The sequence below is a fragment of the Bradyrhizobium sp. STM 3562 genome (assembly GCF_045571435.1).
Taxonomy (GTDB): domain Bacteria; phylum Pseudomonadota; class Alphaproteobacteria; order Rhizobiales; family Xanthobacteraceae; genus Bradyrhizobium.
In genome coordinates this window covers 1,668,507-1,694,874 of sequence record NZ_CP120694.1, presented here as the reverse complement: position 1 = coordinate 1,694,874, position 26,368 = coordinate 1,668,507, and the positions used below count along the sequence as shown (strand labels likewise).

Here is a 26,368-nt window from a genome sequence, read left to right as displayed (position 1 = left end):
TAGATTTCGCGGGTTGTCTAGAGCATTTTATCGTCCATTGGAAACTCGATTCTGCATGGCGGATCGCGGCCTTATGCGTCCATGAAGACCGGATAGAGCGACGCCAGCAGCAAGAGCGCCATCGCCACGTTGAAGGCCCGTACCGCCCGTTCCGATTTGAGCACCGGCCGCAGGGCGCTGCCGAACAGCGTCCAGGTCGCGGTGGAGAGCACGCCCAAGACTAGGCAAAGCAGCGTCTGGATCGCGATGTTGAGGGGGAAGCGCGCGATCGCGGCATAGGCGGTGATGGTGCCGATCACCATGACCCAGCCCTTCACATTGACCCATTGAAACACGGCGGCGCCCCAGAACGTCATCGGGCCGCCGCCGTCTTCCTCACCGGGCGTCGGCGGGCCGGACATCGCGATCACGACGGCGAGATAGACCAAATAGGCCGCGCCCGCATATTTGAGGATCGTCTGCAGCACCGGATAGGCGATGAAGATGGTGCCGAAGCCGAGGCCCACGGCACCGACCATGAAGGCAAATCCGACGGTGATGCCGGCGATATGCGGCAGTGTGCGACGAAAGCCGTAAGTCAGCCCCGAGGACAACACCATGATGTTGTTCGGCCCGGGCGTGAAGAACATGACGATGGCAAAGACGATGAAGGCGAAGAAAAGCGACTGCGACATGGCTCACTCCACGATCACAGGCACGGCGCGCGACCGTTTCGACAGCAGCATTACGGCGATGCCGCCGACCACCGTAACCATGCCCGCCAGCCGTAACGCCCCGAATTTCTCGGAGAAAACGACGCTGGAGGCCGCCGAGCCCACGAACGGCACCAAGAGCGCAAAGGGCACAACTTGGGCAGCCGGATAATCGCGCAGCAGCCGCCCCCATAGCCAATAGGCGATGGAGGTGGAGATGGCGCCCAGCGCCAGCATGCAGGCGAGGCCGGTGAGCGACATATGGGTCAGCGCATGCAGGGTCGGCGCCGGGCCGTCGCTGGCCAAGGCCAGCGCGAAGAGCGGGATCGCCGCGGTCAGGCACAGCCAGGCGAACAGGTCGAACATCGGTACGCCCCGGGCACGGCGCAGCAACAGGTTGCCAATGGCAAAGCTGATCGGCGAAACCATCAGCACGGCGAAGGCGCCAACGCTGAAATCATAGCCGACAGTGGCGCAGATCATCAGCAGACCAATTGCGGCAATCGCAATGCCGAGCATCTGCACCGGCGTCGGCCATTCGCCAAATGCGATCACGGCAAAGGCGATGGTGAAGAGCGCCTGGCTCTGCACGAGCACGGAGGTCAAGCCGACCGGCACGCCGTGCGCGATGCCATACGCCTGCGCCAGGAACTGACCGAGAAACAGCGTGAAGCTGATCGCGGCCAGCAGCGACCATGAGACTTTCGGCTTGGCCACGAACAGGCAAGGGACGGCCGCAATGCCGAAGCGCAGCGCCGTCATCAGCGCCGGCGATAATTCGTCGAGCGCGATACGGCTTGCGACAAAGGCAAGTCCCCAGATGACCGCCACCAGGACGGCGATAAAGACGTCGGCCGGTTTCATTGTTCCTGGCTCTTGTTAGCCTTGTTCGCCTGGCTTTGGTTTCCTCAGCAGATAGGTGCCGTGCAGTGGGGCATGATAATCGGCGGAAATGAGCGTGAAGCCAACCTCGGTCAGCATGCGCTCCATCACCCAGCCGAAGGTGGAATATTCGTCGCGCATATGCGTCACAACGCTGTCGCGCTCGAAATCGTGATTCTTGATATTGAAATCGGCCCATTCTCCGACGCTGCGCTCGCCCCCGTCTGGCATGCTGACGAAGACGATGTCGCGCAGATAGAAATTTGCGCCGGGCTTCAACGCGGCGAAGATGCGCGCGGCCGCCACCGCTTTCCAGAAGTCCGGCAGATGGTGCAGCGTGAACTCGCTGACGATCAGGTCATAGGAGTCGGGCTCATAGGCGAAGCTGAGCAGCCCGGCCGACCGGGTGCGGATGCGGGCCCTGCGATCGGTTGCGTAGACTTCGGCGAGCGCCAGCATCGCCGGCGAAATATCGATCGCGTCGACCTCGGCGCCCATCAACGCCGCCTCGGTCGCGAGCACGCCGTTGCCGCAGCCGATATCGGCAACGCGCCAGCCCGGCTCGACGCCGAGCATGCTCAGCGCCGCGCGGGCGCGCAGGTCGGCATCGTGGTCTTGGCCGTAGATCGAGGCCACCGCGGTGTCGAGCCCGATCCGCCGTCTCTGATTGTAGAACCAGTCGCGCGCCAGCATGGCTCTTACATCCCTTCAGGCCCGCGGCCGATGGCGGCAACGCCTGTGCGCGACACCTCGACCAGGCCGAGCGGACGCATCAGGTCGATGAACTGGTTGATCTTGGCGGTGTTGCCCGTGATCTCGAACACAAAGCTCTCGGTGGTGGCATCAATGACGCGGGCGCGGAAGGCGTCCGCAAGTCTGAGCGCCTCGACCCGATGCTCGCCCTGCCCTCGCACCTTCACCATGGCAAGCTCGCGCTCGATGGCGCGGCCCGTCTGCGTCATGTCGACAACCCGATAGACCGGGATCATGCGGTCGAGCTGATGCTTGATCTGCTCGATCACCATCGGCGTGCCCGTGGTGACGATGGTAATGCGCGAGAGATGTTTCTGGTTCTCGGTCTCGGAGACGGTGAGGCTTTCGATGTTGTAGCCGCGCCCCGAGAACAGGCCGATGACGCGCGCGAGCACGCCGGGCTCGTTCTGCACCAGCACCGCGAGCGTATGGGTCTCGCTGGGATCCTGGCGGTCTTCCATGAAATAGGCCGATGCGGGCTGGCTCATGCTTGTTGTCCCCTGCTCATCTCTGTGTCGCCATGTCGAGCACACTCTCTCTGTTCCGCCATTCCGGGGCGGCCCAAAGAAACGACCCCGGAATCTCGAGACTCCGGGTTCGATGCTTCGCATCGGCCCGGAATGACGAAGGCAGCATCGAAGTCGGGCAAGCCCGGGCATGACGACTGCATTCGCGGCGCGATGATCCTCATCACACCGGTATCCTCTCGGCGCTGGCGCTCTCCGCCATCACCCATTTGCGAAACAGATCGAAATCGATATTGCCGCCGCTCAGGATCAGCCCGACGCGACGGCCCCTAAGCCTGTGCTTCTCCTGCAGCGCGGCAGCGAGCGCGGCGGCGCCGGCGCCCTCGGCAAGGTTATGCGTATCGGTCCAATAGGCGCGGATCGCGGCGGCGATCTCCTCGTCAGTGACCTGCACGATGCGGGACGCGCCCTTGCGGATGATTGCCAGCGCATCGGCATCCGGAATGCGCGTCGCCATGCCGTCGGCGCGCGTGTTGGAGCTCTCGGTGGTGACGACCGTGCCGGCCGCGAAAGAGAGCGCGTAGGATGGCGCCAGCGACGATTGCACGCCGACGATCTCGGTCTTCAGGCCAAGCAGGTCGCGCACCAGGATGCAGCCGCAGATGCCGGAGCCTTGCCCGATCGGCACATAGAGCACGTCGATATCGGGCGCGGTGCGCAACAATTCCAGCGCGTAAGTGGCAACGCCGAGCACGAGCTTCGGATGAAAGGCGGGCACGATGTGCAGGCCTTCGCGCCCCGCCTGGCGATAGGCCTCTTCGCGCGCGGCCTGAAAATCCTCGCCATGCTCGACGAGCCTCGCGCCGAATGCGGCCATTGCCCGGTTCTTCTCGACCGAATTGCCGCGCGGCACGTAGATCGTCACCGGCAGGCCGTGACGCCGTCCGGCAAAAGCCAGACTCTGGCCGTGATTGCCGCGCGTGGCCGAGATCAGGCCGCGCGTCTCGGGCTTTTCGTGCTTCAAACGGTCGACGTAGGTCAGCCCGCCGCGGACCTTGAAAGCGCCGGTCGGCGTGTGGTTCTCGTGCTTGACGATGACCGCCGTTCCCAGCCGCTCTGCAAGCAGCGGCCAGGCATAGGCCGGCGTCGGCGGCACCGCGTCGCGGACCACCTCATGCGCGCGCTCGAGCTCGGCGAGGTCAAACATTGCATTGCCCCGCGGATGCGGGTGCTGCGAACGCGAGCGCCGTCCCGCTGCCTCCCGCTCTTCGCGGGGGCGCGACGAGCAAAGCTCGCGCTAAGAGGGCTGGGGTCAGGGGCTCCATCCACGCACCGAGTTCTTGGAGAATCCCCCTCACCCGGACCGCATCTTTCGATGCGATCCGACCTCTTCCCGCAAGCGGAGCGAGGTGTGGAGAGCGACGCGTCGTGGCGTTCGCCATGGCTCACACCAGCGCCTTGCCGCCGGCAAACGCCGCGGCGGTGGCTTCATCTTCGGCCTCCGCCGGCAACAGCATCTCATTGTGCGCCTTGCCGGAGGGGATCATCGGGAAGCAATTTTCCAGCGCGGCGACGCGGCAGTCGAACAGCACCGGGCGCTTCACCGAGATCATTTCCTTGATCGCGCCGTCGAGGTCTCCCGGCTTGATCGCCCGGATGCCGACGCAGCCATAGGCTTCCGCCAGCTTGACGAAATCCGGCATCGCCTCGGTATAGGAATGCGACAGCCGGTTGCCGTGCAGGAGCTGCTGCCACTGCCGCACCATGCCCATGTACTGGTTGTTGAGGATGAAGATCTTGATCGGCAGTTCGTGCTGCACGGCCGTCGACATCTCCTGGATCGTCATCTGCACCGAGGCGTCGCCACCGATATCGATGACGAGACTGTCGCGATGCGCGACCTGCACGCCGATCGCCGCCGGCAGGCCATAGCCCATGGTGCCGAGCCCGCCCGAGGTCATCCAGCGGTGCGGCTCCTCGAAGCCGAAGAACTGCGCCGCCCACATCTGGTGCTGGCCGACTTCGGTGGTGATGTAGACGTCCTTGCCGCGCGTCGCCTCGAACAGCCGCTGGATCGCGTATTGCGGCATGATGATGTCGCTGCTCTTCTTGTAATGCAGCGAATTGCGCGCGCGCCAGGTCGCGATCTGCTGCCACCAGGCCTTGATGTCCGGCTTCTTGGCTTCCGCCTTGAACACCTGCAACAGATCGCCGAGCACGTTGCCGGCATCGCCGATGATCGGCACGTCGACGCGGATGTTCTTGTTGATCGAGGAGGGATCGATATCGATGTGGATCTTCTTCGAGCCCGGCGAGAACGCGTCCGTCCGCCCCGTGATGCGGTCGTCGAAGCGCGCGCCGACGCACAGCATGACGTCGCAATCATGCATGGTCATGTTGGCCTCGAAAGTGCCGTGCATGCCGAGCATGCCGAGCCAGTTCTTCCCCGATGCGGGATAGGCGCCGAGCCCCATCAGGGTCGAAGTGATGGGAAAACCGGTGACCTCGACCAGCTCACGCAGCAGCTTTGCTGCGTCAGGGCCGGAATTGATGACGCCGCCGCCGGAATAGATCACGGGCCGCTTGGCCGAGGCGAGCAGCGCCACGGCCTTGCGGATCTGCGTCGCATCGCCCTTCACCCGCGGCGCGTAGGAGATGTGCACGTCGGACTTGCGCGGCGGATGATAGGTGCCGACGGCGAACTGCACGTCCTTCGGCACGTCGACCACGACCGGTCCCGGCCGGCCCGAGGTTGCGACATAAAAGGCCTCATGCAGCACCTTGGCGAGATCGTTGACGTCGCGCACCAGCCAGTTGTGCTTGGTGCAGGGACGCGTGATGCCGACGGTGTCACACTCCTGGAAGGCGTCGTTGCCGATCAGGTGCGTCGGCACCTGGCCGGTGATGCAGACCAGCGGAATCGAGTCCATCAGCGCATCGGTCAGCGGCGTCACCATGTTGGTGGCGCCGGGGCCGGAGGTCACCAGCACGACGCCCGGTTTGCCGGTCGAACGCGCATAGCCCTCCGCGGCGTGGCCCGCGCCCTGCTCGTGCCGCACCAGGATATGCTCGATCGCGTCTTGCTGAAAAATCTCGTCATAGATCGGGAGCACCGCGCCGCCGGGATAGCCGAAGAGGTGCTGCACACCATGATCGATCAGCGCCCGCACGATCATGGCGGCTCCCGTCATCTGGTTGGGATTATGGCTTGTCTCGTTCATGGCTGGCTCCGCATTTGCCGCTTTCGCACGGCCGCTTCGTCTTCTGTTTCGGGAAATAAAAAAGGGCCCAAGAGGCCCCATGCACACCGCCTGGATTTGGATGGACGTCAGCCATCCCCGGCGGTGCGCCTGGGTACGACCACGATAATAAGGAGGTTGGAAATAAAGTTACGCATGGCTCGGGCCGGACTTCCCAAAGGTTGCGCGCAACATAGCGGCCGACGGCCCAAAGTCAAGGCATACCGGCCGATTTGGTGCGCTTTGGGAGTGTAACCGCGTTCCAAGATTTCCGCGAGGGCGAATTTGCGGCGACAGCACTGAAGGCAATGGCCGGCGCCGGCATTCCGGGACGGTGCGAGAGCACCGAACCCGGAATGACGGGGACCGATAACTACAGCTCCTGCTTGAGCCACGCCCTCACCTCCCCCGGTTTCACCCAAGCAAACTCCGGTAGCTGGTGCCGAAACCAGGTGAACTGCCGCTTGGCATAGTGTCGCGTATCGGCGCGGCCAATGTCGGAAGCCTGCTCCAGCGTGATCTCGCCCTTGAGATACCGAAGCAGCGGCGGCACGCCATGGGCCTTCATCGCCGGCAACAGCGGATCGAGCTGTCGCGCCGCCAGCCGCTCGACCTCCTCCAAGGCGCCGGCCTTGAGCATGGCCTCGAACCGGGCGTCGATCCGGGCGTAGAGCGCGTCGCGTTCGGGCGCGAGAAACAAGGCGGAAAATTGCCCCGGCGGCAGCACCGGCGGCAGGCCTTCGCGGTGCCAGTCGAGCAGCGAGCGCCCGGTCGCCTCGACGACCTCCAGCGCCCGCGCAATGCGGGTGCGATCGCGCGGGTTCAAGCGTTCCGCAGCGGCGGGATCGCGGCGCACGAGTTCCGCATGCATGGCTTCCACGCCGTCACGCTCAAGCCGCGCGCGCACGGCCTCGCGTATCTCGGCCGGCACGGGCGGCACCGCGGAGAGCCCGCGCGTCAGCGCCTTGAAATAGAGCCCGGTGCCGCCGACAAAGATCGGCACGCGATTTTGGGCACGCGCATCAGTGAGCGCCGAAGCGGCGTCAGCGACCCACGCGCCGGCCGAGAAGTTGATCGCCGCATCGACATAGCCGTAAAGCCGGTGGGCGACGGCCGCCTCTTCCTCGGGCGAAGGACGTGCGGTCAGCACGCGCAGGTCCCGATAGACCTGCATGGAATCGGCATTGATGATGATTCCACCGGTTTTTTCCGCAAGATCCAGTGCGAGCGCCGACTTGCCGCTGGCGGTCGGCCCTGCGATAAGCACCGCCTTGTTCTTCCGAAGCGAAATCACCCGATGTCTCTCGTCGCGACCCTGATCTGCAATCCCGCCAATCCCGCACTCGAGTCCACGATCGTGGACGGCGCGCTTGCCGTGCTGCCCTCGCCCGGACACGTGCAATGGCTGTTCGACGAAGTCGCGGTCGACATCCCCTTCCAGAGCGAGGAGGAGGTCCACGCGATCGAGGGCCGGCTGCGCGAGGTCCGCGGCGACCTGCCGATCGACATTGTCGTGCAGCCTATCGCGACCCGGCGCAAGAAGCTTTTTCTGGCGGACATGGATTCCACCATGATCGGCCAGGAATGCATCGACGAGCTCGCCGACTTCGCCGGGCTCAAGGAGCATGTCGCCAAAATTACCGAGCGCGCCATGCGCGGCGAAATCGCCTTTGAGCCTGCGCTGCGCGAGCGCGTCGGCCTGCTCAAGGACCTGCCGATCAGTGTGGTCGACGAGGTGCTGACAAAGCGCATCACGCTCACCCCGGGCGGCCGCGAGCTGGTCATGACCATGCGCGCCCACGGCGCCTACACCTGCCTGATCTCGGGCGGCTTCACACTGTTCACGAATGCGATCGCGGCTAAAATCGGCTTTCAGGAAAATCGCGCCAACGAGCTCGTCGTACGCGATGGCAAGTTCACCGGCGAAGTGCGCGAGCCGATCCTGGGCCGCGCCACCAAGCTCGCGACGCTGATCGAGCTCACCCAGTCCTTCGACCTCGATGAGATCGATACGCTCGTGGTCGGCGACGGCGCCAACGATCTCGGCATGATCCAGAAGGCCGGGCTGGGCGTCGCCTATCATGCCAAGCCCGCGGTCGCGATCGCGGCCGCCGCGCGAATCGATCACGGCGATCTCAGCGCGCTGCTCTATGCGCAGGGCTATCGGCGGGAGGAGTTTGTGTCCTAACTCACTGCCAAATGTGGGCACCGTCATTCCGGGGCGGTCCGCAGGACCGAACCCGGAATCTCGAGATTCGGGGCTCGTCTCTTCGAGGCGCCCCGGAATGACGGTGCACAAAACGTAGATGGCCGGGACGAGGCCCGGCCATGACGACGTGGAGGGAGAGCGGCTGCGACCGGCTACTGCACGCTCAGGGCCACGAACCGCAGTTCGCCATCCGCATTGGACACCAGCAGCAGAACCGACTTCTTGCCGTCCTTCTTCAACTGGTCGACGCGCTTCTTGATGTCGGCGGCGCTCGATACCGCCTCCTGCGCGACCTCGACGATGACGTCGCCTGCCGACAGCCGCTTGTCGGCGGCATCCGAGGCGCCGTCGACGCCGGTGATCAGCACGCCCTTGACGCTGTCCTTGATCTTGAACTTGCTGCGCAGGTCCTTGCTCAGGGCCGCAAGATCGAGGCCGAGCGCCTTTTGCGTCACAGGCCTGTCGGCAGGCTCGTCCTTGGGCTTGAGCGCGGCCTGCACCTTGTCGGTGTCTTCCAGCTTGCCCAAGGTGACGTGATGGGTCTCCTCCTGGCCCTTGCGGATGATGACGACATCGACCTCCTTGCCGACCGCGGTGTCAGCCACCACGCGGGAGAGATCCTTCGGCTCCTTGATGTCCTTGCCGTCGAACTTGACGACGACATCGCCGGGCTCGATGCCGGCCGGCTTCGCGGGGCCCTTGTCGTCGACGCCCGCGACCAGCGCACCGCGTGCCGGATGGATGTTCAGGCTGTCGGCGATCTCGTCGGTCACCGACTGGATGCGCACGCCGAGCCAGCCGCGGCGCAGCTCGCCGTATTGGCGGAGCTGATCGACGACGGCAGCGACCGTCTTCGACGGCACGGCAAAACCGATGCCGATCGAGCCGCCGGAGGGCGAGATGATGAGGGTGTTCACGCCAATGACCTCGCCATCGAGGTTGAACAGCGGGCCGCCGGAATTGCCGCGATTGATGGCCGCGTCCGTCTGGATGTAGCTGTCATAGGGACCGGAGGAGATGTCGCGGTTTTTCGCCGAGACGATGCCCGCGGTCACCGTGCCGCCCAGGCTGAAGGGGTTGCCGATCGCGATCACCCAGTCGCCGAGCCGCAGCTTGTCGGAATCGCCGAACTTCACCGCGGTCAGCGGATGCGGCGGCTTGAACTTCAGCACGGCAAGGTCGGTCTTCTTGTCGATGCCGACGATCTCTGCCTTGATCTTGGTGCCATCGTTCAGGATCACGTTGATCTCGTCGGCGTCCGCGATGACGTGATTGTTGGTGACGACAACGCCGGCGGGATCGACGATAAAGCCGGAGCCGAGCGAATTCGTCTTATGAGGCATCAGGTCGCCGCCGCCCTTGCCGCCCCTTCGGTTCTTGAAGAAGTCGTCGAAGAATTCCTCGAATGGCGAGCCCGGCGGAAGTTGCGGCATCGCGCCGTGACCATCGTTCTTGACCTCGACGGTCTGCGAAGTCGAGATGTTGACAACAGCGTCGATCACTTTTTCGGCGACGTCGGCGATGCCCTCGGGTCCTCGCGCGAAGGCGGGTTTTGAGATCAGCACCGCCGCCGCGCCCAGGCAGACTGCAGCCAGAAGCGGGCGCAGGCGATCGCTCAAGGCGGATGTGGCAGCGAACATATAAATTCTCTCCAGAGATCGGAATTGGGATTTACGTCCACACTGCGCCCGAACGGGGGTACGGCGCAAGCATTCAGATTGTTGCGGATTTCGTCGCCATAAGGGTTAGCTAATGCGGCAAAAAGCCGACGCCAGCCCTCAAGATCGCGTTCTTTTTGCGGGACGTCATCCCGATGGCCCGTCAGCACCACGTGCCGGCGCGCCCCGAAACGACGGAGACTAGATCGGGCGCCGCACTGCCCAGATTACGATCAGGCCGATCACCGCCGAGCCGATGCCGACCGCACGCAGGACATTGTCCGGAGTCGCCAACGCGCTTTTCATCGCCTTGCGCATCCAGGCCGGACTTGCCGCGAACAGCAGGCCTTCGATCACGAACAGGACGCCCAGACCGATGAGGAAGTCGGCGATCGCTAGGGATCTCATCGGAATGGAACCTCCCGCTTCATGTGTATTTTCCATGTTGCTCTTGGGCGGGCGCGAACGAAAAGCTTCGCGCCGCCGCTGTCAATTGTCGATCACCTGAGGCCGTTCAGGGCTTCGGGGAGGGGCTGGTCGCGGCTGCGCTGGGCGCCGGGGTGGCCCCGCTGGTAGCAGGCGCTGCCGACCCTTCCGCCGTCTTACCCGAGGGGTTGTTGAAGTAGCGGAAAAAGTCGGAGTCCGGCCGCAGCAGGAAGCGGGTGTCGCTGCTCTTCAGCCCGGCCTCGTAAGCCCCCATCGAGCGATAGAAGGCGAAGAAATCGGGATCCTTGCTGTAGGCCTCGGCGAACAGCCGGTTGCGCTCGGCATCGCCCTCGCCGCGGGTGCGTTCGGCCTGGGATCTCGCCTCCGCTTCGATGACGGTGGCCTCGCGGTCGGCATTGGCGCGGATTTCCTGGGCCTTCTGGCCGCCCTGGGCGCGGAACTCGGCCGCTTCGCGCTGACGCTCCGTCTGCATCCGCTGATAGACCGCCTGGCTGTTCTGCTCGGGCAGATCGGCACGGCGGATACGGACGTCGACCACCTGGATGCCGTAGCCGTCGGCCTCGTGATCGAGTTGGTCGCGGATGCGCTGCATCAAGGCTTCGCGCTCGTCGCGCACCACCTCGATGAAGGTGACCTCGCCGAGCACGCGCCGCAGCGCGGCGTTGAGCAGCGTGGTCAATTGCAGGTTCGCCGCCTGCACCGTGCCGACGCTCTGATAGAACCGCAGCGCATTCTTGATGCGGTAACGGGCGAAGGCGTCGACCACGAGCCGCTTCTGGTCGGAGGCGATCACTTCCTGCGAGGGGTTTTCGAGATCAAGGATGCGCCGGTCGACCGGGATCACGGTATCGATGAACGGCGCCTTGAAATGCAGGCCGGGGTCGGTCACGCTGGCAACCGGCCGGCCGAACCGCACCACCAGCGCCTGTTCCGTCTGCTGCACGGCAAAGACCGAGCTGTAGGCGACGATGGCGACGAGCAGCAGCAACACCAGCGCAATGATGCCTGTAACAGGAGACTTCATTTCGTAACTCCACTGGACTGCTGCGCCGAGCCGGTGGTCGCCGGAGGCTGGCGCCGCGGCGTCAGCTCGTTCAAAGGCAGATAGGGAACGATGCCGTGGCCGGCCGCACCGTCGAAGACCAGCTTCTCGGAGCCGCCGAGGATGCGCTCCATGGTTTCGAGATAGATGCGCTCCCGCGTCACGTCCTTCGCCTTGGCATACTCCTCATAGACCTTCAGGAAGCGCGCGCTCTGGCCCTTGGCTTCGGCGATCGCCTGCTGCTTATAGCCTTCGGCGTCCTGAAGGATCTTGGCGGCGCGGCCTCTGGCATCGGGCACGACGCGATTGGCATAGGTCTGCGCCTCGTTCTGCAGCCGTTCGAGGTCGGCGCGCGCGGCCTGCACGTCGCGGAAGGAATCGATGACCTGCGCCGGCGGATCGACCTTCTGCATCTGCACTTGGGTGATCTGGATTCCCGAGCCGTAGCTGTCGAGCGTCCGCTGCATCAACTGCTGCACGGCCTGCTCGGTGGTGGTGCGGGCGCCGGTCAGGATCGGTTGGATGTTGGAGCGCCCGATCACCTCGCGCATCGCGCTTTCCGCGACCGCCTTCACCGTGCCTTCGGGATTCTGGATGTTGAAGAGAAAGTCGGCGGCGCCATTCGGCTTGATCCGCCACAGCACCGTGAAGTCGACATCGACGATGTTCTCGTCGCCGGTCAGCATCAGGCTCTCCTCGGGCACGTCGCGGATCGAGCGGCCACGCCGGGCCGGATCGTCGATCAGCGTCATGCCGATGGAGATGGTGTTGACGCGCAGCGCCTTCGGCAGGAGCACGGTCTCGATCGGATAAGGCAGATGGTAATTCAATCCCGGCTGCGCATCGCGCACATATTTGCCGAAGCGAAGCACGATGCCGAGCTCTTCGGACTGCACGCGGAAAATACCGGAGAACAGCCAGATCGCGACGATGATGAGCGCGATCAGCGCGATACCGAGGCCGCTGAAATAGCCGCCCGGCAGGAGCTGCTGCAGACGATCCTGGCCGCGGCGCAGAAGCTCTTCCAGATCGGGCGGCCGCGGCCCGACCGGTTGCGGGCCCGAGCCCCATGGTCCCTTGGGACCCGAGCCCCAGGGGCCTCCGCTCTGATTCTTCCACGGCATTCGATACTCTCCTCCGCGGGAGCGACGGCTTGATCGCTCGGTCCCGCAATACCGTCAGGCCTTATAAGGGACGCCCCCTTCCCTTACAACGCAAGCTTCGCAACGCCCCCGCTTCGGCATTTAGCGCAAGCAGCTATGCTTGGGGCGATATTTGTCAAATTAAACATTACCGAACGCAGTTAACCCTTGTAACCCTTAGCCCTGCGCCGATAGGTCACATAGGAGAATGCCGCGCTGTCCTCCGGGCCGGGGGGATGGCGCGTGCGGGCCATCTCTTCCCACAAAGCCGCGTCGATCACCGGAAAGGTGGTATCGCCTTCGGGATGGAGATGCACTTCGGTGATTTCGAGGCGATCGGCGTCCTGCATCCACTGCGCGTAGATGTCCGCGCCGCCGATCACCGCGATCTCGCCGACCGAACGCCGCAGCGCGTCGCCGCGCGCCACCGCTTTCGCGTCCTCCAGTGACGTCGTCACGATGGCACCATGTGCGCGAAAGCCGGCGTCACGGGTGACGACGATGTTGGTACGTCGGGGCAACGGCCGCTTCAGCGAGACGAAGGTCTTGCGGCCCATGATCACGGGCCGGCCGATCGTCATCGCCTTGAAGCGCTGCAGATCGCTTTTCAGCCGCCAGGGAATCGTGTTGTTCGCGCCGATCACCCCATTGTCGGCGACCGCGGCGATAAGGACGATTTCCATCGCTTTCAAGCCTTCGCCGCCAGCGCTTGCAGCGCGGGCCCGGTGACGCGACACAGCGTCCACTCATCCATCAGGCCGGCGCCGAGCGACTTGTAGAACTCGATCGAAGGTGCGTTCCAGTCAAGCACCGCCCATTGCAGCCGCGACCAGCCGTTCTCGACGCATGTCTTGGCAAGATGGGCGAGCAGCGCCTTGCCGATGCCGTTGCGGCGATATTGGGGCCGGACGAACAGATCCTCGAGATAGATGCCGAAGCGCCCCGCAAAGGTGGAGTAATTGAGAAACCACACGGCAAAACCGGCCGGCTCGCCGTTCCAGCGCGCGATCTCGCAGAACAATCGCGGCTGTTCCGCAAACAGCGCCGCCTCGATCAGCACCTCGGTCGCTTCGACTTCGTGCGAGAGCTTTTCATACTCGGCGAGTTCGCGCACCAACGCCAGCACGAGCGGGACGTCGTCGGGGCGGGCGCGAGAAATGGTCAGAGACATTCAATCGCTCACACCGCGACTTCGGCCTTGATATGCGGGTGCGGGTCGTAGCCCTCGAGCTTAAAGTCCTCGTAGCGGAAGCTGAAAATGTCCTTCACCTCGGGATTGATCTTCATGGTCGGCAAGGGGCGCGTCGGCCGGGTGAGCTGCAGCCGGGCCTGATCGAGATGGTTGGAATAGAGATGCGCGTCCCCCAGTGAATGAACGAAATCGCCGGGTTTGAGCCCGGTGACCTGCGCGACCATCATCGTCAGCAGTGCATAGGAGGCGATGTTGAAGGGCACGCCCAGGAACACGTCCGCGGAGCGCTGGTAGAGCTGGCAGGACAGTTTGCCGCTTGCGACATAGAACTGGAACAGGCAATGGCAAGGTGGCAGCGCCATCTTGTCGACCTCGGCCGGATTCCAGGCAGTGACGATCAGCCGCCGCGAGTCCGGGTTCTTCCTGATCATCTCGACGACATTGCTGATCTGGTCGATCTGGCGTCCATCCGGCGCCGGCCACGAGCGCCATTGCGAGCCGTAGACCGGGCCGAGATCTCCATTGGCGTCGGCCCATTCGTCCCAAATGGTGACGCCATGCTCGTGAAGATATTTGATGTTGGTGTCGCCTTTGAGGAACCACAGCAACTCATGCACGATCGCCTTCAGCGGCAGGCGCTTTGTCGTCAGCATCGGGAAACCGGCCTGCAGGTTGAAGCGCATCTGGTGACCAAAAATCGACAGCGTGCCGGTGCCGGTGCGGTCGTGCTTCTCCACACCGCCAGACAGAATGCGCTCGAGCAGGTCGTGGTACTGGTTCATGGGGTCGCGTTGCCTGGGAAAGAGGGCGAATTTACCGGCCCGGCGCGGCCGTCAACAGCGCGACTCGGCCGTCTTTCGCAATTATACCCCGAAAAAATGAGCATCCGGCCCAAAACGAACAAGGGGGCGGAACCTGCGTTGTCTTCTCCCTCCCCCGTTCTTACGGGGCGCAACGAGCCAAGCTCGCGCTGAGAGGGAGAAGACCGCTTCCACGGGGACGGCTCGCGGAACGGGAAGGCGCGCGACGCGCTACCCTTCCACGAACACCTCGTCGCGCTTGCGGCGCAGGGTCGGCAATACCGCCAGCACCAGCAGCCCGGCGGCTGCGGCGATCAGCACCGCCGACAGCGGCCGGGTGATGAAGACGCTCCAGTCGCCGCGCGAGATCAGAAGCGCGCGGCGCAGGTTTTCTTCCATCAGCGGCCCCAGGACCATGCCGAGCAGGAGCGGCGCCGGCTCGAACTCGTGCTTGATCAACCAATAGCCGACGAGGCCAAAGGCGCCCGCGAGGATGACGTCGACCGGCGCGTTGTTCACCGAATAAATGCCGATGGCGCAGAACACGACGATCGACGGGAACATCAAGCGGTAGGGTACGCGTAGCAGCCGCACCCAGATGCCGACCAGCGGCAGGTTGATGATGATCAGCATCAGATTGCCGATCCACATCGAGGCAATCATGCCCCAGACGAGATCCGGCTGCTTCTGCATCACCTGCGGTCCCGGCACGATGCCGTGAATGGTCATGGCGCCGACCATCAGTGCCATCACCGCATTGGGCGGAATGCCCAGCGTGAGCAACGGAATGAACGAGGTTTGCGCCGCCGCGTTGTTGGCGCTTTCCGGCGCCGCCACGCCCGAGATGGCACCGCGGCCGAATTTTTGCGGCTCGCGCGAAATCTTCTTCTCGAAAGTATAGGCCGCAAAGGACGCGATCACGGCGCCGCCGCCGGGCAGGATGCCGAGGATCGAGCCCAGTACCGTGCCGCGGAAGATCGCGGGCAGCGACTCCATCATGTCCTTCTTGGTCGGCATCAGGCCGGTGATCTTCTGCTGCACCAGCTCCCGGTCCATCTCCGCGCCGGTGTCGAGATTGCGGATGATCTCGGCGAAGCCGAACACACCCATGGCGACGGTGGCAAAGCCAAGCCCGTCGGCGAGCTCGGGAATGTTGAAGGCCATGCGCGAGGCGCCGGTTTCGATGTCGGAGCCGACCATCGAGAGCAGCAAGCCGAACACGATCATCGCGATCGCCTTCAACACGCTGCCCTTGGCCAGCACCACCGCGAAGATGAGGCCGAGCACCATCAGGGAAAAATATTCGGCCGGACCAAAGGCCAGGGCAAATTTCGTGAGCGGCGCGCCGAGCAGCGCGATCAGCACGGTCGCCGCGCAGCCCGCGATGAACGAGCCGATCGCGGCAATCGCGAGCGCCGGACCCGCCCGGCCCTGCTTCGCCATTTGAAAGCCATCGAGCGTAGTGACCACCGAGGTCGCCTCGCCGGGGATGTTGACGAGGATCGAGGTAGTCGAGCCGCCATATTGGGCGCCGTAATAGATGCCGGCCAGCATGATCAGCGCGCCGACCGGCGGCAGGCCGAAGGTGATCGGCAGCAACATCGCGACGGTTGCGATGGTGCCGATGCCGGGCAACACACCGACCAGCGTGCCGACCAGCGCGCCGATCAGGCAGAGCATCAGGTTCACCGGGGTGACGGCGACGCCAAAGCCGAGGATGAGGTTGTGAAAAAGATCGGCCATTGCGCCCTCACCGCACCAGGAATTGCGGGAACAACGGCATCGGCAGTCCCAGCACGTAAGGAAAGAGCAGCGCGCAGCCGACGGTGAGGCAAATGCCGACGATGATGGTCTCGACCCAGCGGGTCTCGGGCGTGCCGAGCGCGGAGATCAGGAAGGCCGCGAAGCCCGACACCACGAGCCCGAGCGGCCGGATCGCTACGGCGAAGAAGATGATGGCGAGCGAAACGAACAGCGGGCCGCGCCAGGAATAGTGGGCGAGTGTCTGCCCCTCGCTGACGAGGCCGGTGATCATCACCGCAGCGCCCAGCCCAAGCAGCAGGACGGCGAACATGCGCGGCGCGGTCCCGGGCCCGAAAGTGAAGCCATGCATGCCCTGCAGATCGCTGGAAGCCCAGAGCGCGAACAGCGCAACGCCCATCAAGACGATGCCGCCGACGAAATCCTGCGGGCCCCGAATCCATTTCGGTGTGACGGATTGGCGCAGCGGCCCGCCCGGCGTGTCACTCATCGATATCTCCCCCCGAATTCGGGCTTGGCGCCCGGTTTATTTCGGATTTGTTCGGACCTTCGCGTCGCCGCTCGGTCCCTCCTGCCTAGCGGCTTTCGCTAGACGATGCCAGCAAAACCCAAAACACCGCCGGCGAGCAAGATCCAGAGCGGGTTCAGCCGGGTTGCAAAGGCAAGCACGGCGGCAGCGAGGGTCAGCAGGACCGCAGGCCAGGTCCGATCGGAGGCCTGCGCCACGACCAGCGCGCTCGCGCCCATCAAGCCGATCGACAGCGGCACCAATGAGACCTGGATAAGCGCGGGCCAGCGCGCGCCCTTGGTGCCCCGCAGCAGCCGGCTCACGCCATAGGCAAGCAGCGCGGTGGGCAGGCACATCGCAACCGTCGCCGCAAATGCACCGTAGAAGCCGGCGACCTCATAGCCGATCAGGGTCACGATCAGCACGTTGGGCCCCGGCGAGAGCTGCGAGATCGCAAACACGTCGGCGAATTGCTTGTCGGTCAGCCAATGCCGGACATCGACGGCGATGCGGTGCATTTCCGGAATAGCGGCATTGGCGCCGCCGACGGCAAACAGCGACATCAGACCGAAGGTCCAAACCAGCGCCCAAATCGGATTCGTCTCGGACGTCACGTCACGGCCCGTTGTCGCATGTAAAGGGTGATGGCGAGGCTGATTGGCACGGCGACCAGGAGCACGAACTGGAGCGGTAGCCGTCCCAGCCCGATCGCGACGAAGACCGCGACCATGAGCAGGACCGCCGCGAGATCACGCCTCTTGATCAGCGGCATCAGCATGCGAAATACGGTCGCCACCAAAAGCCCGATCGCCGCGCAGGAGATACCCGCCAGGACCCGGCGCAGCGCCGGGATATCCCCGTAATGGGCGTAAAGGGCCGCAAGCGCCATGACCAGGACCATCGGCGGGGCGACCAGCCCGGCAAAGGCCGCAAGCCCGCCGACGAAGCCCCGGAAGCGCGAACCGAACACGAACGACAGGTTCACGATGTTTGGACCGGGCAGAAAATGGCAGAGCGCGAACGTCTCGTTGAACTCGTCCGCCGTCATCCAGCGGTGTTCTTCCACAATTGCGCGGCGGGCGAACGGCAGAACCCCGCCGAATCCGGCCAGCGACATCTTGGCAAAGGCGAAAGACAGCGCGACGAGGCCGGGCGGAGCTTGGGCGGTGCTCAAGGGGAGATCCGGCCGAGAGACAGCGGCCGGCGGCGAATCCAACGACATTCCGGCAGGGTAGACGGCAGTCGCGCCGACGCCAAGCCAATTTGGCGTGTTCCCGGCAAGCGTGGCATTACGGCACTGTTTTTCTTGAAGTTTGCCCTTATATTGGGAGTGCCGGTTCGCCGGCTATGGAAATAAACGGCCGTCGCAATAAACCTATCGGACCCGGGGGCAGTACCCGGCGCCTCCACCCAAGCCCACCGGATAAAGGTGGGTTTCGGCGGGGGCGAAACAGGATCGACGAGGGCGTAAAGGGCGAGCTTTTTCCCGGTATTGTTCCGCCGTTATCGGGCTACTGCAATAGTTGCCAACGACAACTATGCTCCGGTTGCTCAGGCTGCGTAACGCAGTTTGAAAGACCACTTTAAAGCCCTAGCGGGTTAAGCTCCGCTAGGCGGGGTTCGGAGGCACCTGGCAACAGAAGCCTCCACTTTCACCTGCTTATCCCCCGGGCTAGACCTGCCGCAATTTCTGTCCGCGGTGGCTGCTGACCTTCGAATACCGCCGGAGTAGCATAAGCAGTGAGAAGGGCGAGTCGGATGACCGGAGTTGGGAATGACCGGCCTACCGGTTTTGCCGGCGTAAGACGAACCTGACAGGGACCCGACCATGGCGACCGACCATATCAGATACGATGTGCTGGCGCGGGACGCGCTGCGCGGGGTGTTGCGCAAGGTTTTGAGCGATGCCGCCGCGCACGGATTGCCCGGCGAACATCATTTTTTCATTACTTTCATCTCCAGCGCGGAGGGCGTGAAGCTCTCGCCGCGGCTACTTGCGCAATATCCTGACGAGATGACCATCATCCTGCAGCATCAGTTCTGGGACCTGGTGGTGTATGAAGACCGCTTCGAGGTCGGCCTGTCGTTTGGCGGCATCCCGGAACGGCTCGCGGTTCCTTTTAGCGCCATTACGAGCTTCTTCGATCCTTCCGTGCAGTTCGGCCTGAAATTCGAGCAGTCGGAGACCGCGCCCGAGCCCGCGGCCCAAAACCTCCCCGCAGCGCCTGCGGCCCCGGCTTCTCCCCTCGCCGCTCCGGCGGCGCCGGCTGAACCCGCGGAAGAGCCGGCAAAGCCGAGCGAGGGCGCCGAGGTGGTGCGGCTGGATCGCTTCCGCAAGAAATAGCGCACGCGCGATGTTCGAAAGACCGTAGCTCGCGTGCAACTTTCGGCGCGTTCGACGAGAGTGACGGGCCAGTTCAATGGACCAGCCGACGAGATCATCGCGAAGCGGCGCAACACGCATCGAAACCGACAGTTTCGGTCCCATCGAGGTGCCTGCCGATCGCTATTGGGGTGCGCAGACCGAGCGGTCCAGGCAGAATTTCCGTATCGGCAAGGACCGCATGCCGATCGAGATCGTGCACGCGCTCGGCATCGTCAAGCTTGCCGCGGCCGAAACCAATCGCGGGCTTGGCCTGCTCGATCAGCGCCGCGCCCGCGCAATCGCTCGCGCCGCGCGCGAGGTGATCGACGGCAAGCTGGACGAACATTTTCCGCTGGTGGTCTGGCAGACCGGGTCCGGCACGCAAAGCAACATGAACCTCAACGAGGTGATCGCCAACCGCGCCAACGAACTGCTGGGTGGGGAGCTCGGCGCGAAAAAGCCGGTGCATCCGAACGATCACGTCAACATGAGCCAGTCGTCCAACGACTCCTTCCCGACAGCGATGCACATCGCGGCGGCGACCGCCATTGCCGGCAATCTGATCCCCGCCTTGGGCGAACTGCTCGCCGCGCTGCGGGCGAAGGAAAAGGCCTTTGCCAAGATCGTCAAGATCGGCCGCACCCATACCCAGGACGCAACGCCGCTGACGCTGGGACAGGAATTCTCCGGCTATGCCGCGCAGGTCGAGAGCGGCATCGCGCGGCTGCGCCTCGCCTTGAAAGAACTCTATCCGCTGGCGCAAGGCGGCACCGCGGTCGGCACGGGCCTTAACTCCAAGCCGCGGTTCGCCAAGCTGTTCGCGCAAGAGGTCGCGAAGATCACCAAGCTGCCCTTCGTCAGCGCCCCCAACAAATTCGAGGCGCTGGCCTCCAACGATGCCTATGTCTTTGGGCATGGCGCCATCAATTCGGCCGCCACCGGACTGTTCAAGATCGCCAACGACATCCGCCTCCTCGGATCGGGCCCGCGCTCGGGCCTGGGCGAATTGATCCTGCCGGAAAACGAGCCCGGCTCCTCGATCATGCCCGGCAAGGTCAATCCGACCCAGTGCGAGGCGATGACCATGGTCTGCTGCCAGGTGTTCGGAAATCAAACGGCCATCACCGTGGCCGGCAGCCAGGGCCATTTTGAATTGAATGTCTACAAGCCTGTGCTCGCTTATTGTATGATGCAGTCGACCCAATTGCTGGCCGACGCCGCGCGTTCATTCACCGAGCACTGCGTCGTCGGAATCCGCGCCGATGAAAAGCGCATCCAGGAATTGATGGAGCGTTCGCTGATGCTGGTGACCGCGCTTGCTCCCAAGATCGGCTACGACAATGCCGCGAAGGTGGCCAAATCCGCACATGCGCGGGGCACCACGCTCAAGGAGGAGGCGTTACGCCTCGGCTTCGTCTCCGAAAGCGAATTCGATCAGTTGGTGCAGCCGGACAAGATGACACGTCCAGGCTGACGATTGAGGGGCAACACGAAAACGCGTCCACCGGAAAACTACGGAGCGCGATACGATTTACCGTTGGACGATATAATTATAAACCATAACGGGCGGCGATGAGGCTGAGGGGGCTTTGTCGTTGGCCGGCCGCCAGAGAGGCAAAGCCTTTCGCAGTGCGGCACGTATTTTTTGATTGTGTTAGGCAGCGATTAGCAGGGATTGTTTCCATGACCGAGTTAACCCTCGCCTTTACGGCGCATACGGATACTGGTTTTAATTTTACGAGCCACGCGCGTCTTCCCGATATCCTCGCCTTTTCCCGATTTCATAAATAGCGGGAGGTGTGCATGGGGGATATCGTCAATCTGAAGCGTTTCAAGAAGCGCATCGAGCGCGAGCAGGCGGCCAAAGAGGCCGAAGCGAATCGCGCGCGATTCGGCCGCAGCAAATCGGAACGGACGGCCGAGCAAAAGCGCAAGCAGCGCGCCAGCGAGTTGTTGGACCAGCATCAGCTCGGGGGCGAGAACGCATCATGAAGTCACCCGTCGTCAAGCGTTCGATCGTGGTCGCCGGTCACAAGACCAGCGTCAGCCTCGAAGAGGCGTTCTGGAACGGCATGAAGGAGATCTCCGGAGAGCGCAACATGACGCTCTCGGAGCTGGTCGGCGAAATCGACAGCAAACGCCAGCAGGGCAATCTGTCCTCGGCGATCCGCCTGTTCGTGCTCGACTACTTCAAGAGCCGCGCAGCGGCGGGCTCCGGCGCGGTGGCAGGCGATCCCAAAGGCCATCCGCACGCCTCCTCGGCGGCATCGGGTTCGTAGAGATCGGGGCGGGCGCCTCGGTTGCGCCCGCCGCCAAGCGCCTTTTGGTAGCCGCTCAGATGGCGGCGGGGACACCTGCGGTCCTTGCGGCTGGGCCGCCGGCCGAGCGCGCTATTCCCGACGGGCGGATCACGAAGCCTCGATCACGCGCGAAGACATTTTTCGGCGGAATCGGCACGCGCGGAAGCCGAGTTTGACCCTGCGCAAAGTTGGCCTCTTTAAAATCGCTCTAAGGTGCGAAGCATTCGCAAGCTTGCGCTTGACCTCGCCCGCGCCGATTGAAAATACAGCTCATGACCGACCTCCCGGACCTCAGGCAGCAAGTGCCGCTAGGCCTTGCGCCCCGCGGCTATAGCGGCACGATCCATCGGCTGGCCGCCGGCCAGGCCAAATCCACGCTGCCGAGCGACGAGCTCGAAAGCCGGCTGATCGAGCTCGGCTTTGTCGAGGGCGCAAGAGTGGAGATCCTGCACGAGGGCATCGTGGCACGCGACCCGATCGCCGTGCGCGTGGACAATGTGACCGTCGCAATCCGGCGGCGCGAAGCGATGGCGATCATCGTCGCCTGACGCGACCGGGCCTCAAAACGATGGAAGCTCCCCTGATGCATCTTGCCCTGGTGGGCACACCGAATAGCGGCAAGACGTCGCTGTTCAATGCGCTCACGGGCAGCCGGCAGAAGGTCGCGAACTATCCCGGCGTCACGGTCGAGCGCAAGGAAGGCTTCTTCGTCACGCCGGCGGGCCGCCAGGTCTCGGTGGTCGACCTGCCCGGCACCTATTCGCTGCGTGGCCGCAGCCCGGACGAGGAGATCACGCGCGACTTCGTCCTGGGCAAAGCGAAAGGCGAGATCCTCCCAGATCTCGTGCTGTGCGTCGCCGATTCCACCAATCTGCGGCTGACGATCCGGCTCTTGCTCGAGCTCAAGGCAACCGGCCGGCCGCTGGCGCTGGTGCTGAACATGTTCGACATCGCCAAGCGGCGCGGGGTCACCGTCGACGTGCCGAAGCTGTCGGCCGCGCTCGGCGTGCCCGTGGTCACGTCCATCGCGGTGCGCAAGGGCGGCACCGCCGAACTCCTGCGGCTCACCGACGAGATCGCGGCACAAGCGCAAGCCGAGTCCCGGCCAAATCTCTGGCGCGCGCTCTCGGCCTCGGAGCTTCGCGCCACCCAGCGCGAAGCCGATCGCATCATCGCATCGAGCGTCAGCCTGCCCAAACGCCCCGACACCTGGACCGCGCGGATCGACTCGGTCGTGCTGCACCCGGTCGCAGGACTTGTGATCCTGCTCGCCATCCTGTTCGTGATGTTTCAGGCGGTGTTCGCCTGGGCGCAGCCCTTGATGGAGCTGTTGTCATCAGGTTTCGACGCGGCAGGCCAATTCGTTCACGACACGCTGCCTTCCGGCCTGTTGCAGAGCTTCTTGCAGAACGGCGTGATCTCCGGCGTCGGCAGCGTGATCGTGTTCCTGCCGCAGATCATCATCATCTTCCTGTTCATCCTGCTGCTCGAAGATTTCGGCTACATGGCGCGCGCGGCCTTCCTGATGGACCGGATCATGGGCGGCGCCGGGCTGCACGGACGCGCCTTCATTCCGCTGCTCTCGAGCTTTGCCTGCGCCATCCCCGGCATCATGGCGACGCGCGTGATCGACAACCGGCGCGACCGCCTCACCACCATTCTGATCGCGCCGCTGATGACCTGCTCGGCGCGTATCCCGGTTTACACGCTGATCATCTCGGCGTTCATTCCGCCCAAGGACATCTGGGGCTGGGTCAACCTGCAGGGGCTCGTGATGTTCGGCCTCTATGCGACGGGCATCACCAGCGCGCTCGGCATGTCCTTCCTGGTGAAATTCTTCATGTGGCGCGACTACCAGCCCGCGCCCTTCATGCTGGAATTGCCCGATTACAAGATGCCACGCCTGCGCGGCATCGCCATCGGCATCTACACCCGCGCCAAAATGTTCCTGCAGCGCGCTGGCACCACGATCTTTGCGATGATGGTGCTGATCTGGTTTCTGGCCTCATTCCCGCAGCCGCCGACAGGCGCCGAGGAGCCGGCAATCAACTACAGCCTCGCCGCGATCATTGGGAAAGCGATCGCGCCTGTGCTGGCGCCGGTCGGCTTCAACTGGCAGATCGCGGTTGCGCTGATCCCGGGCATGGCTGCGCGGGAAGTCGCGGTGGCGGCGCTCGGAACGGTCTATGCGATCGAGGGCGGCAAGGAAGCGGCCGAACAGATCGGACAGGTGCTCACCACCAAATGGAGCCTTGCGACCGCGCTGTCGCTCCTGGTCTGGTATATCTTCGCGCCGCAATGCGCATCCACGCTCGCAGTGATCCGCCGCGAGACCGGAAGCTGGAAATGGATGGCGCTCACCTTCGCCTACATGCTCGCGCTTGCCTATGCCGCGAGCTTTGCGACCTACAACATCGCACTCGCGCTCGGCGCGGGTTGATTATCTGAAATAATCCTGCACGAGCTGCAGATCGCATGACGCGGCCGGCCTGCCGGTCAGGCCGGCATCGATGACGCGCCGGCACGCCGCCACCGCGACCTCATCGCCGAGATCGCTCGCAGCATCGAGAACGAGCCAGGCCGCATCGGCCACAGAGCCCTCGCCCTTCGGCCCATTGCGGTCGGCGGGACGGATGCGCAACTCGCTCACATCGATGCTCAAGGTTGCTTCCTGATGGACTTGTGGACAGCGGCGGTAATCAGGCCGGGATCGGAACTCCCGAGATGCGGGATTCATAGAACTTCAGAATGCTACGCGAGGACTCGACGTTCAGGCCGCGATACTCGTCCTTGAAGTCGCTCAAGTCCTTCGCCGAGATGCGGTGATCCTTGGCGCCCAGGAACAACAGCGACATCGTGGTCTCCCAGGAGAAGTCGAGTGCCTTGGCGAGCACCAGCAGCATTTCCCGGTTGCGGTCCATCAGCACGCGTTCGATCACGTCGCCGGGTACGCCGCTCAGCAAAGACAGCCCGATCGTCACTTCGTCGAAGCGATGCGAGCAGGCGTAGCCCGCGATGCTCGCCTCGTTCAAATTGCCGAGGCGGTGCTGTGTCGCGACCACGCGCTTGGCGACGAAATGGCTGCGCGAGGAAGGACCGAGCTTGGATTGCAGCGCGCCGGCAAGCTCGCTGACCGAGCTCTGAATTTGCGCGACCATCTCGGGACGCTCGCGCGCCAGGCGCTTCTTCACGTCCTCCGATGCCTTGGCGATGAGCTGCTGAAACAAGTGCCGCGGGATGTCGGTGCGCAGGCCAAGCTGTTCGGCCAGGATGGAATCGCCCTCGGCGCGCTTGATCATGTGCAGGAAGCCGAAGCCGGAAAAGCGCGCCCCCTGGTTACTCGCCACCGACGTGACGACTTCGCGATCGCCTCGCGTCACCAGGACGTCGGTGACCACCGCATCGAGCGATTTGCGCTTGGAGATCGCGAGCAGATGCGGCTGGCCCTTGGTCTCGGCGTTGGCGACCAGGATGTCGCTGTCGAGCCGTTCCGAATTGGTCAGCACGGGTCCGGCAACCTCGATCGCATCGTCAAAGGCCAGCTTGTGGATGACGTTGGTCGGCGCCTTGTCGAAAGAGGCGAGCCGCTGGGCGAGCTGCGCGCGCGCGGCGACCTCGATCTCCTCGGCGAGCCGCCCGATCACTTCGCCGAAGGTCCGGATCTCGTCTTCGCTGTAACCGCCCGTGATCAGCAGGTTGGTCGCATACCACAAGGCGCGCTCGCGGCTTTCAGCCGTTCCTCGCGAGATCGCGTGATCAAGATCGCGCAGAAACGATTTCGCCTCACTCATTGTCAGAAAACCTCAACTCGCAACAGAGGCCGCATGGATTCAGATGGTTTTGAATCTAGGCGGGAAACGCAATTATTCCGTAAAATCGGCAACTAAGGATTGCCGCTCAGATTTCGCTTAATTTCGCGCAAATGGGTTTACGACTTCGCAACTGCTGCCGCCGCGCGGAACGGTTCGGCGGCCTCGACGACGAAATCGCGGAAATCGGTCAGAAGTCGCAGGTTCCGTACCCCCGGCCGATAAACGAAATAGTAACCAGTCGGAAGCCGCAACGGATGATCGGCCAGCATCGTCAACCTGCCTGATGCCACGGGCGGTCCGATATAGGCCATGTCCATCAGCGCGATCCCCGCGCCCGCAATCGCCGCATCGAGCGCCTGAGCGCGCGTTTCCACCGTGAGCCATTTGGGCGAGCCGTTGGCGGAGAAGGGAGCCGCCTTCTGCCAGCGCGTCCAGTCCATGAAGCGCGAGCGTGCCCGGATCAGCGGAGTGCCGCGCCAGCCCCGGCCCATGTTCGCGCGCACGCGGCCGGCCACCGCGGGCGCGGCGACCGGCATCAAGGTCTCCGCAAACAACAAGGTCGAGATAACGTCCTTCCATTCGCCCCGGCCGTGCCGGATCGCACAATCAACGTCCTCGCTGGACAGATCGACCGCCCGCGTAGTGGTCGAGATCGCGACTTCAACACCGGGCCTGCGCGCCTGAAAATCGGGAAGGCGCGGGATCAGCCAGAGCGAGGCGAAGGTCGAAACCGTCGACAGCCGGACCTGGCCGCGATGGCGCTGGAACGGTTCGACGGCCGCTTCTGTGCGCTCCAGCGCATCGCCCATGCTGGCAAGCAGCCTTTCCCTGTCCTCGGTCAGAACGAGCTTGCGCCCCACCTTGCGCGTGAGCGCGATCGCCAAGCTCTTTTCGAGTTCGGCAATCCGATGCGACAGCGCCGAGCGCGTCACGCCGAGCCGCTCGGCGGCCTCGGTGAGGCTGCCGAGGCTGTGGAGTTGCGACAGCGCCAACAATGCGCGTGCCGAGGGCGGGGCCGGCCTTGGCAAGGGCGGGTCTCCGGTGACAATCGGTGAGATAATCTCACCAATGTCGTGCCTTCCGCAAGATAAGATCGGCG

The 26,368-nt window shown here is 63.9% G+C and carries 28 protein-coding genes and 1 other RNA gene; 8 read left to right on the top strand and 21 right to left on the bottom strand.

What is annotated here, in order from left to right; translation table 11 throughout:
• Nucleotides 1-71: 71 nt before the first annotated feature.
• From P6U23_RS07775 to miaA, 7 genes are all read right to left on the bottom strand, one after another.
• The gene (locus P6U23_RS07775; protein WP_407178972.1) at nt 72-674 is read right to left on the bottom strand and encodes a LysE family translocator; all 603 of its coding nucleotides are present in this window, start codon (nt 672-674) and stop codon (nt 72-74) included.
• Nucleotides 675-677: 3 nt separating this feature from the next.
• Nucleotides 678-1,556, bottom strand: coding sequence for an EamA family transporter (locus tag P6U23_RS07770; protein ID WP_407178971.1), 879 nt, complete (start codon nt 1,554-1,556; stop codon nt 678-680).
• Nucleotides 1,557-1,571: 15 nt separating this feature from the next.
• Nucleotides 1,572-2,267 (bottom strand): class I SAM-dependent methyltransferase, encoded by a 696-nt coding sequence (locus P6U23_RS07765; RefSeq protein WP_407178970.1) that lies wholly within the window; start codon nt 2,265-2,267, stop codon nt 1,572-1,574.
• A gap of 5 nt (nt 2,268-2,272) precedes the next feature.
• Nucleotides 2,273-2,815 (bottom strand): acetolactate synthase small subunit, encoded by a 543-nt coding sequence (gene ilvN / locus P6U23_RS07760; RefSeq protein ID WP_407178969.1) that lies wholly within the window; start codon nt 2,813-2,815, stop codon nt 2,273-2,275.
• Between the two features lie 202 nt (nt 2,816-3,017).
• Nucleotides 3,018-4,001, bottom strand: coding sequence for a threonine dehydratase (locus tag P6U23_RS07755; RefSeq protein ID WP_407178968.1), 984 nt, complete (start codon nt 3,999-4,001; stop codon nt 3,018-3,020).
• A 238-nt stretch (nt 4,002-4,239) separates the two neighbouring features.
• A complete protein-coding gene (locus P6U23_RS07750; protein ID WP_407178967.1) occupies nt 4,240-6,015 on the bottom strand; it encodes an acetolactate synthase 3 large subunit in 1,776 nt (591 codons plus the stop codon).
• 391 nt (nt 6,016-6,406) lie between these two features.
• A complete protein-coding gene (gene miaA, locus P6U23_RS07745; RefSeq protein WP_407178966.1) occupies nt 6,407-7,327 on the bottom strand; it encodes a tRNA (adenosine(37)-N6)-dimethylallyltransferase MiaA in 921 nt (306 codons plus the stop codon).
• 3 nt (nt 7,328-7,330) lie between these two features.
• On the opposite strand from miaA, the gene serB reads away from it, so the two are divergent.
• Nucleotides 7,331-8,221, top strand: coding sequence for a phosphoserine phosphatase SerB (gene serB / locus P6U23_RS07740; RefSeq protein WP_407178965.1), 891 nt, complete (start codon nt 7,331-7,333; stop codon nt 8,219-8,221).
• Between the two features lie 173 nt (nt 8,222-8,394).
• Here the strand turns inward: serB and P6U23_RS07735 are convergent, their stop codons facing one another.
• From P6U23_RS07735 to P6U23_RS07685, 11 genes are all read right to left on the bottom strand, one after another.
• Nucleotides 8,395-9,882, bottom strand: a complete 1,488-nt coding sequence (locus P6U23_RS07735) for a Do family serine endopeptidase (protein ID WP_407178964.1) — start codon at nt 9,880-9,882, stop codon at nt 8,395-8,397.
• A 219-nt stretch (nt 9,883-10,101) separates the two neighbouring features.
• Nucleotides 10,102-10,308 (bottom strand): DUF2065 domain-containing protein, encoded by a 207-nt coding sequence (locus P6U23_RS07730; protein ID WP_407178963.1) that lies wholly within the window; start codon nt 10,306-10,308, stop codon nt 10,102-10,104.
• A 106-nt stretch (nt 10,309-10,414) separates the two neighbouring features.
• On the bottom strand, nt 10,415-11,371 hold the full coding sequence (gene hflC / locus P6U23_RS07725; protein ID WP_407178962.1) for a protease modulator HflC: 957 nt from the start codon (nt 11,369-11,371) through the stop codon (nt 10,415-10,417).
• The gene (gene hflK, locus P6U23_RS07720; protein ID WP_407178961.1) at nt 11,368-12,513 is read right to left on the bottom strand and encodes an FtsH protease activity modulator HflK; all 1,146 of its coding nucleotides are present in this window, start codon (nt 12,511-12,513) and stop codon (nt 11,368-11,370) included. The genes hflC and hflK overlap by 4 nt, the downstream gene beginning before the upstream one ends.
• Before the next feature lie 179 nt (nt 12,514-12,692).
• A complete protein-coding gene (locus tag P6U23_RS07715) occupies nt 12,693-13,214 on the bottom strand; it encodes a dihydrofolate reductase (protein WP_407178960.1) in 522 nt (173 codons plus the stop codon).
• 5 nt (nt 13,215-13,219) lie between these two features.
• Nucleotides 13,220-13,702: a GNAT family N-acetyltransferase gene (locus P6U23_RS07710; protein WP_407178959.1), complete on the bottom strand. Its 483-nt coding sequence runs from the start codon at nt 13,700-13,702 to the stop codon at nt 13,220-13,222.
• An 8-nt stretch (nt 13,703-13,710) separates the two neighbouring features.
• A complete protein-coding gene (locus P6U23_RS07705) occupies nt 13,711-14,505 on the bottom strand; it encodes a thymidylate synthase (protein ID WP_407178958.1) in 795 nt (264 codons plus the stop codon).
• Nucleotides 14,506-14,754: 249 nt separating this feature from the next.
• Nucleotides 14,755-16,266 (bottom strand): tripartite tricarboxylate transporter permease, encoded by a 1,512-nt coding sequence (locus P6U23_RS07700; RefSeq protein ID WP_407178957.1) that lies wholly within the window; start codon nt 16,264-16,266, stop codon nt 14,755-14,757.
• 7 nt (nt 16,267-16,273) lie between these two features.
• Nucleotides 16,274-16,774 (bottom strand): tripartite tricarboxylate transporter TctB family protein, encoded by a 501-nt coding sequence (locus P6U23_RS07695; RefSeq protein WP_407178956.1) that lies wholly within the window; start codon nt 16,772-16,774, stop codon nt 16,274-16,276.
• 98 nt (nt 16,775-16,872) lie between these two features.
• Nucleotides 16,873-17,406 (bottom strand): chromate transporter, encoded by a 534-nt coding sequence (locus P6U23_RS07690; protein ID WP_407178955.1) that lies wholly within the window; start codon nt 17,404-17,406, stop codon nt 16,873-16,875.
• Nucleotides 17,403-18,014, bottom strand: a complete 612-nt coding sequence (locus P6U23_RS07685) for a chromate transporter (RefSeq protein WP_407178954.1) — start codon at nt 18,012-18,014, stop codon at nt 17,403-17,405. The genes P6U23_RS07690 and P6U23_RS07685 overlap by 4 nt, the downstream gene beginning before the upstream one ends.
• Before the next feature lie 71 nt (nt 18,015-18,085).
• Between P6U23_RS07685 and ssrA the strand changes: the two genes are divergently transcribed.
• The 7 genes from ssrA (at nt 18,086) to P6U23_RS07650 (ending at nt 23,897) form a co-directional block, all read left to right on the top strand.
• Nucleotides 18,086-18,443, top strand: a transfer-messenger RNA (tmRNA) gene (gene ssrA, locus P6U23_RS07680).
• 177 nt (nt 18,444-18,620) lie between these two features.
• Nucleotides 18,621-19,136: an SspB family protein gene (locus tag P6U23_RS07675; protein WP_407178953.1), complete on the top strand. Its 516-nt coding sequence runs from the start codon at nt 18,621-18,623 to the stop codon at nt 19,134-19,136.
• Nucleotides 19,137-19,212: 76 nt separating this feature from the next.
• A complete protein-coding gene (gene fumC / locus P6U23_RS07670) occupies nt 19,213-20,631 on the top strand; it encodes a class II fumarate hydratase (protein WP_407178952.1) in 1,419 nt (472 codons plus the stop codon).
• A 329-nt stretch (nt 20,632-20,960) separates the two neighbouring features.
• Nucleotides 20,961-21,149: a DUF4169 family protein gene (locus P6U23_RS07665; protein WP_084305090.1), complete on the top strand. Its 189-nt coding sequence runs from the start codon at nt 20,961-20,963 to the stop codon at nt 21,147-21,149.
• The gene (locus P6U23_RS07660; protein WP_407178951.1) at nt 21,146-21,436 is read left to right on the top strand and encodes a ribbon-helix-helix domain-containing protein; all 291 of its coding nucleotides are present in this window, start codon (nt 21,146-21,148) and stop codon (nt 21,434-21,436) included. The genes P6U23_RS07665 and P6U23_RS07660 overlap by 4 nt, the downstream gene beginning before the upstream one ends.
• A 293-nt stretch (nt 21,437-21,729) precedes the next feature.
• Nucleotides 21,730-22,005, top strand: coding sequence for a ferrous iron transport protein A (locus P6U23_RS07655; RefSeq protein ID WP_407178950.1), 276 nt, complete (start codon nt 21,730-21,732; stop codon nt 22,003-22,005).
• Nucleotides 22,006-22,025: 20 nt separating this feature from the next.
• A complete protein-coding gene (locus tag P6U23_RS07650; RefSeq protein ID WP_407178949.1) occupies nt 22,026-23,897 on the top strand; it encodes a ferrous iron transporter B in 1,872 nt (623 codons plus the stop codon).
• Here the strand turns inward: P6U23_RS07650 and P6U23_RS07645 are convergent, their stop codons facing one another.
• The 3 genes from P6U23_RS07645 to P6U23_RS07635 all read right to left on the bottom strand — a co-directional run bounded on the left by P6U23_RS07645 (nt 23,898) and on the right by P6U23_RS07635 (nt 26,297).
• Nucleotides 23,898-24,119: a hypothetical protein gene (locus P6U23_RS07645; RefSeq protein WP_407178948.1), complete on the bottom strand. Its 222-nt coding sequence runs from the start codon at nt 24,117-24,119 to the stop codon at nt 23,898-23,900.
• A 37-nt stretch (nt 24,120-24,156) separates the two neighbouring features.
• Complete coding sequence (locus P6U23_RS07640) at nt 24,157-25,248, bottom strand: DUF2336 domain-containing protein (RefSeq protein ID WP_407178947.1); 1,092 nt, start codon at nt 25,246-25,248, stop codon at nt 24,157-24,159.
• 137 nt (nt 25,249-25,385) lie between these two features.
• A complete protein-coding gene (locus P6U23_RS07635) occupies nt 25,386-26,297 on the bottom strand; it encodes a LysR substrate-binding domain-containing protein (protein WP_407178946.1) in 912 nt (303 codons plus the stop codon).
• Nucleotides 26,298-26,368: the final 71 nt, after the last annotated feature.

Bases quoted from the DNA above. Each gene is read 5' to 3' on its own strand.
- P6U23_RS07730 (WP_407178963.1), bottom strand. From the start codon at position 10,308: ATGAGATCCCTAGCGATCGCCGACTTCCTCATCGGTCTGGGCGTCCTG.
- P6U23_RS07705 (WP_407178958.1), bottom strand. From the start codon at position 14,505: ATGAACCAGTACCACGACCTGCTCGAGCGCATTCTGTCTGGCGGTGTG.
- P6U23_RS07685 (WP_407178954.1), bottom strand. From the start codon at position 18,014: ATGTCGTTGGATTCGCCGCCGGCCGCTGTCTCTCGGCCGGATCTCCCC.
- serB (WP_407178965.1), top strand. From the start codon at position 7,331: ATGTCTCTCGTCGCGACCCTGATCTGCAATCCCGCCAATCCCGCACTC.
- P6U23_RS07695 (WP_407178956.1), bottom strand. From the start codon at position 16,774: ATGAGTGACACGCCGGGCGGGCCGCTGCGCCAATCCGTCACACCGAAA.
- P6U23_RS07710 (WP_407178959.1), bottom strand. From the start codon at position 13,702: ATGTCTCTGACCATTTCTCGCGCCCGCCCCGACGACGTCCCGCTCGTG.
- P6U23_RS07675 (WP_407178953.1), top strand. From the start codon at position 18,621: ATGGCGACCGACCATATCAGATACGATGTGCTGGCGCGGGACGCGCTG.
- P6U23_RS07735 (WP_407178964.1), bottom strand. From the start codon at position 9,882: ATGTTCGCTGCCACATCCGCCTTGAGCGATCGCCTGCGCCCGCTTCTG.
- hflC (WP_407178962.1), bottom strand. From the start codon at position 11,371: ATGAAGTCTCCTGTTACAGGCATCATTGCGCTGGTGTTGCTGCTGCTC.
- P6U23_RS07715 (WP_407178960.1), bottom strand. From the start codon at position 13,214: ATGGAAATCGTCCTTATCGCCGCGGTCGCCGACAATGGGGTGATCGGC.
- hflK (WP_407178961.1), bottom strand. From the start codon at position 12,513: ATGCCGTGGAAGAATCAGAGCGGAGGCCCCTGGGGCTCGGGTCCCAAG.
- P6U23_RS07640 (WP_407178947.1), bottom strand. From the start codon at position 25,248: ATGAGTGAGGCGAAATCGTTTCTGCGCGATCTTGATCACGCGATCTCG.
- ilvN (WP_407178969.1), bottom strand. From the start codon at position 2,815: ATGAGCCAGCCCGCATCGGCCTATTTCATGGAAGACCGCCAGGATCCC.
- P6U23_RS07665 (WP_084305090.1), top strand. From the start codon at position 20,961: ATGGGGGATATCGTCAATCTGAAGCGTTTCAAGAAGCGCATCGAGCGC.
- P6U23_RS07660 (WP_407178951.1), top strand. From the start codon at position 21,146: ATGAAGTCACCCGTCGTCAAGCGTTCGATCGTGGTCGCCGGTCACAAG.
- P6U23_RS07765 (WP_407178970.1), bottom strand. From the start codon at position 2,267: ATGCTGGCGCGCGACTGGTTCTACAATCAGAGACGGCGGATCGGGCTC.
- P6U23_RS07755 (WP_407178968.1), bottom strand. From the start codon at position 4,001: ATGTTTGACCTCGCCGAGCTCGAGCGCGCGCATGAGGTGGTCCGCGAC.
- fumC (WP_407178952.1), top strand. From the start codon at position 19,213: ATGGACCAGCCGACGAGATCATCGCGAAGCGGCGCAACACGCATCGAA.
- P6U23_RS07700 (WP_407178957.1), bottom strand. From the start codon at position 16,266: ATGGCCGATCTTTTTCACAACCTCATCCTCGGCTTTGGCGTCGCCGTC.
- P6U23_RS07650 (WP_407178949.1), top strand. From the start codon at position 22,026: ATGGAAGCTCCCCTGATGCATCTTGCCCTGGTGGGCACACCGAATAGC.
- P6U23_RS07655 (WP_407178950.1), top strand. From the start codon at position 21,730: ATGACCGACCTCCCGGACCTCAGGCAGCAAGTGCCGCTAGGCCTTGCG.
- P6U23_RS07770 (WP_407178971.1), bottom strand. From the start codon at position 1,556: ATGAAACCGGCCGACGTCTTTATCGCCGTCCTGGTGGCGGTCATCTGG.
- P6U23_RS07750 (WP_407178967.1), bottom strand. From the start codon at position 6,015: ATGAACGAGACAAGCCATAATCCCAACCAGATGACGGGAGCCGCCATG.
- P6U23_RS07775 (WP_407178972.1), bottom strand. From the start codon at position 674: ATGTCGCAGTCGCTTTTCTTCGCCTTCATCGTCTTTGCCATCGTCATG.